This is a genomic window from uncultured Rhodococcus sp. (assembly GCF_963525155.1).
Taxonomy (GTDB): domain Bacteria; phylum Actinomycetota; class Actinomycetes; order Mycobacteriales; family Mycobacteriaceae; genus Rhodococcus_F; species Rhodococcus_F qingshengii.
In genome coordinates, this window is record NZ_CAURKP010000292.1 from 1 (window position 1) to 4,770 (window position 4,770).

At 64.2% G+C, this 4,770-nt stretch carries 3 protein-coding genes; all 3 read right to left on the reverse strand.

Annotated elements, in window-relative coordinates; translation table 11 throughout:
* Positions 1-73: 73 nt before the first annotated feature.
* The gene (locus RWT78_RS28335; protein ID WP_042450902.1) at positions 74-1,333 is read right to left on the reverse strand and encodes an ammonium transporter; all 1,260 of its coding nucleotides are present in this window, start codon (positions 1,331-1,333) and stop codon (positions 74-76) included.
* A 247-nt stretch (positions 1,334-1,580) separates the two neighbouring features.
* Positions 1,581-3,005 (reverse strand): signal recognition particle-docking protein FtsY, encoded by a 1,425-nt coding sequence (ftsY, locus tag RWT78_RS28340; RefSeq protein WP_314682620.1) that lies wholly within the window; start codon positions 3,003-3,005, stop codon positions 1,581-1,583.
* A 42-nt stretch (positions 3,006-3,047) separates the two neighbouring features.
* Positions 3,048-4,770, reverse strand: a 1,723-nt coding sequence (locus RWT78_RS28345) for an AAA family ATPase (protein ID WP_314682623.1), incomplete at its 5' end; no start/stop codon positions are given.

A 4,770-nucleotide genomic window follows, 5' to 3' on the forward strand; every position in this document is an offset into this window, starting at 1 on the left:
GCTGTGATCAGCTTCATGTGCTCATCCCTTTCCAAACTCTGAAGTGCCTGAATTCACTTTAATCACGTGCTGATCACGCGAGGTCGTATGCGGTCTCTGCGTGTTCGGTCTCATCGATGCCGCGTGCCTCGTCCTCGGCCGAGATTCGCCAGCCCAGGGGCTTGAGTGCGAAGCCGATGATCGTCGTCAGAACGCCGGTGAAGACGAGTGCTGCGAGTGCGATCACGATCTGAACCACCAGTTGCTTGTAGTCGCCGCCGTAGAAGAGGCCGGTTGCGGTGCCGAAGAATCCGATACCGATCGTGCCCCACAGGCCGGAGACAAGGTGAACACCGACGACGTCGAGCGAGTCGTCGAAGCCGAAGCGGAACTTCAGGCCGACTGCGAGAGCGGACAGGATGCCGGCTACTGCGCCGAGGAAGATGGAACCGACCGGGTTGAGCGCACCGGCAGCAGGGGTGATGGCGACCAGACCGGCCACCGCACCGGAAGCTGCGCCGAGGCTGGTGGCGTGGCCGTCACGAATACGCTCGGTAGCGAGCCAGGCCAGGACTGCGGCACACGTCGCGGTGGTCGTGTTGACCCAGGCGAGACCGGCGTTACCGTCGGCGGCGAATGCCGAGCCGGCGTTGAAGCCGAACCAACCGAACCAGAGAAGTGCTGCGCCGAGCATCACGAAGGGCAGGTTGTGCGGACGGAAGGCGGTCTTGCCGAAGCCGAGACGCTTGCCGACGATGAGTGCGAGGACCAGACCGGCCATACCCGCGTTGATGTGAACGACTGTGCCACCGGCGAAGTCGATCGGAGCGACGTTGGCGACGGTGACTCCGTCGTCGTTGACCGTGGTGCCGAAGAGCTTTGCCGCGATGCCGTCCTCGGAACCCGAGAGGAGTCCGCCACCCCACACCATGTGTGCGAGCGGGAAGTAGACGACGGTGACCCAGATACCCGAGAACAGGAGCCAGGTGCCGAACTTGACCCGCTCGGCCAGGGCACCACTGATGAGGGCGGTGGTGATGATCGCGAATGTCACCTGGAACGCGATGTCGATGACGTTGGGGTAGCCCCAGGCGCCGGCGATGAAGTTGCCGTCAGCATCGGTGATGCTGTTCTTGAGGCCGAAGAACTCGAACGGGTTGGCAAAAATGCCCCCGATGTTCTCGGTGCCGTAGGACATCGACCATCCCCACAGAACGTAGATGACGCCGATGACGGCCATGGCCCCGAAGGACATCATCATCATGTTCAGGACGGACTTGGACCGAGACATCCCGCCGTAGAAGAAAGCGAGGCCGGGTGTCATCAGCAAGACCAGAGATGCAGCCATCAGCATCCATGCGGCGTTACCGGAGTTCGCCAACAAATCGTCGGTACTCACTTACTACCTCCTAGTCGCACGTGCCGGGCAGCACGTCGTTAAGGAGAAGAGTGCTGGGCTGGTGTTTCGTCCATGGCGCTGTCGCGTTTCGCAGACGTGAACCAATTGCCCAACTTTGTTGCAAACAGGTTTCGCCAGGGAGTTCTACCGACCCTGTGCGCCTTTTTGGTAGTTCGCGCTACCAAAAAGGCGCACGGGGGCGTCAGCCCAGGAGGGCGTCGACGAACGCACCCGGCTCGAAGGGCGCCAGGTCGTCGGCACCTTCACCGAGACCGACCAACTTCACCGGCACACCCAGTTCATGCTGAACCTGGAAGACGATTCCGCCCTTGGCGGTTCCGTCCAGCTTGGTCAGTACGACGCCGGTGATGTCCACGACCTCCGCGAACACTCGAGCCTGCGCCAATCCGTTCTGGCCGACCGTCGCATCGAGAACCAGCAGAACGTCGTCGACCGAGGCCTTCTTCTCGATAACCCGCTTGACCTTGCCGAGCTCGTCCATCAGACCGGTCTTGGTGTGCAGACGGCCGGCGGTGTCGATCAGGACCACGTCGACGCCGTCCGCGATGCCCCGTGAGACCGCGTCGAAGGCAATCGCAGCGGGATCGCCACCCTCCTTGCCACGAACAACTTCAGCGCCGACACGCTCGGCCCACGTCTGGAGCTGATCGGCGGCGGCGGCGCGGAACGTGTCCGCGGCACCGAGCACGACGCGACGACCGTCGGCGACGAGCACGCGAGCCAGCTTGCCGGTGGTGGTTGTCTTGCCGGTCCCGTTGACGCCGACGACGAGCAGAACAGCCGGGTGATCATCGTGCGGCAATGCGCGGATGGAGCGGTCCAGTTCGGGACGCAGTTCGGCGATCAACACCTCGCGCAGAAGGGCGCGGGCGGCAGCCTCGGTCCGGACGCTGCGGGCCGCCATCTGCTCACGAAGCTTCGTGACGACTTTTTCCGTGGTCGCGGAGCCGAGGTCCGCGATGAGGAGGGTGTCCTCGACTTCTTCCCACGAATCCTCGTCCAGATCGCCGCCACCGAGCAGACCCAGCAAGCTCTTGCCGACTGCTGACTGCGAGCGGGAAAGGCGCCCGCGCAATCGGTCCAGCCGACCCTCGGTCGGGTCGATCTCGTCCAGCACGCGCGGTGCAGGCTCGACGGGTTCGGGAACGACAGGTTCTTCGACAACAGGTTCTGCTACCGCTGGTTCTTCTACGACCGGCTTTTCGATTACCGGCTCTTCGACAACCGGCTCTTCGACAACCGGTTCCTCGACAACAGCGGGTTCTTCGACAACCGGCTCCTCGACAACGGCCGGCTTCTCCGCAACAGGTTCTTCGACGATCGGTTTTTCGACGACAGGTTCTTCGACGACGGGCGGCTTCTCGGCGACCGGAGGTGTCGAAACCACCGGAGGTGGCGCCGTTGCCGTCGACCCCTGACTGAAGTTGAACCCGCCACCGGCCTTGTAGCCGCCTGACTTGTCCTTCTCGGGTGCGCCGAGCTCCGGCTTCGTCTCGGGTGCCTTCAGCGATACCTGCCCCTTGCGGTAGCGCAGGAATCCGGCAACGAGAACGACGAGTAGTACGGCCGCTACAGCCGCGATGATGATCCAAGCCTGGGTAGTCACCGGCCCATTGTTTCAGGCTCCGACCCGGAAAGTGAGCAGGGCTTACGTCGAGGCCATGTCTTGACCGCGAAGTCGCTGCGAAATCACGGTGGTGATGCCGTCGCCGCGCATGCTGACGCCGTACAACGCATCGGCGATTTCCATCGTCGGTTTCTGGTGAGTGATCACGATCAACTGCGACTTCTCCCGCAATTGTTCGAAGAGTCCGATCAGCCGCCGCAGGTTGGTGTCGTCCAACGCCGCCTCGACTTCGTCCATCACGTAGAACGGGGACGGGCGTGCCCGGAAGATCGCGACCAGCATGGCCACCGCGGTCAACGACTTCTCGCCGCCCGACAGCAACGACAACCGCTTGACCTTCTTACCGGGCGGACGCGCCTCGACTTCGATGCCGGTGGTGAGCATGTCCGAGGGGTCGGTGAGGACCAGCCGCCCTTCGCCCCCGGGGAACAATTTCTCGAACACTCCCACGAACTCACGCTCGACGTCGGCATAGGCCTCGGTGAACACCTGCAGAATTCGTGCGTCGACGTCTGCGACCACAGCAAGAAGGTCCTTGCGTGCGGTCTTGACGTCCTCGAGCTGAGTGGAGAGGAAGGTGTACCGCTCCTCGAGAGCTGCGAATTCCTCGAGCGCCAGCGGATTGACCTTGCCGAGGGTGGCGAGGTCCTTCTCGGCCCGCTTGGCGCGCCGTTCCTGAGTCGCGCGGTCGTACGGAAGCGGAGCGGGGGCGGTGACCTGCTCCCCACGCTCCTTGGCCTGCTCGTACTCCTCGATTTCGAGAGCGGTCGGCGGCAGTTCGACCTCGGGCCCGTACTCGGCGATCAGATCGTCGAGGCCGATTCCGTACTGATCGAGGATCGACTCCTCGAGTTGTTCGATGCGCAGCGCTGCCTGTGCCTTCGCTACCTCGTCGCGGTGGACGGCGTCGGTGAGCGAAGCGAGTTGTCCGGTCAGTGCTCGGACTGTCTCGCGGACCTGATCCAGCTTGGCCGTGCACTCGGCGCGGGCCCGAGCCAACTCGTCACGGTGGGCAAGAGCCGCAGCGACGACTGTCTCGAGTTCGGCCGCCACACGCTGTCCCGACTCGGCGACGGCAGCTGCAACTTCCGCAGCGTGCGCTCTGGCGCGCAGAGCCCGCTCGGCGCGAATCCGCGCTTCTCGTTCCGCGGCGGCCGCACGCCGAAGCGAATCGGCCTTTCCGCGAACGGATTCCGCACGCTCTTCGGCGGTGCGCACGGCAAGGCGAGCATCCATTTCGACGATGCGTACTTCGGCGAGCGCTGCTGCGGCCATTTCACGATCGGCAGCGGTCGATTCCGCGCCGTGTCCCGGCGCACTGCCGTCGGTTTCGGCGACGCGCAGACGTTCCTCCAGATCCGCGAGCTTTGTCAGCGACTCCCCGCGGCCCTCCTCGGCACGCACTCGCTGGGCGGTCAAACGCTCGGATTCCGCGTGGGCGACCCGTGCTGCCTGCCCCAATCTGCCCAACTGCTCGTAGATGGCGGACATGGCGGCGTCCGACTCGTTGAGCGCGGCCAAAGTTTGCTCCGCGGTCTCGCGTCGAGCGGCTTGTTCGGCCAGAGCGCCGGACAGCGCAGCGTCGAGTTCCTCGGATCGGCTCTCCGTTGCCGCCAGTTCCGCTGCTGACGCGTCGATCGCCGCCTGCACCTCGAGCGTGCTCGGTTGCCGATCCGAGCCACCGATCATCCACCCCGAACCGTGCAGATCGCCAGAACGCGTCACTGCGCGAATTCCCTTGTGG

Coding starts and splice junctions, on each gene's coding strand:
- RWT78_RS28335 (WP_042450902.1), bottom strand. CDS start 1,333: ATGCTGATGGCTGCATCTCTGGTCTTGCTGATGACACCCGGCCTCGCT.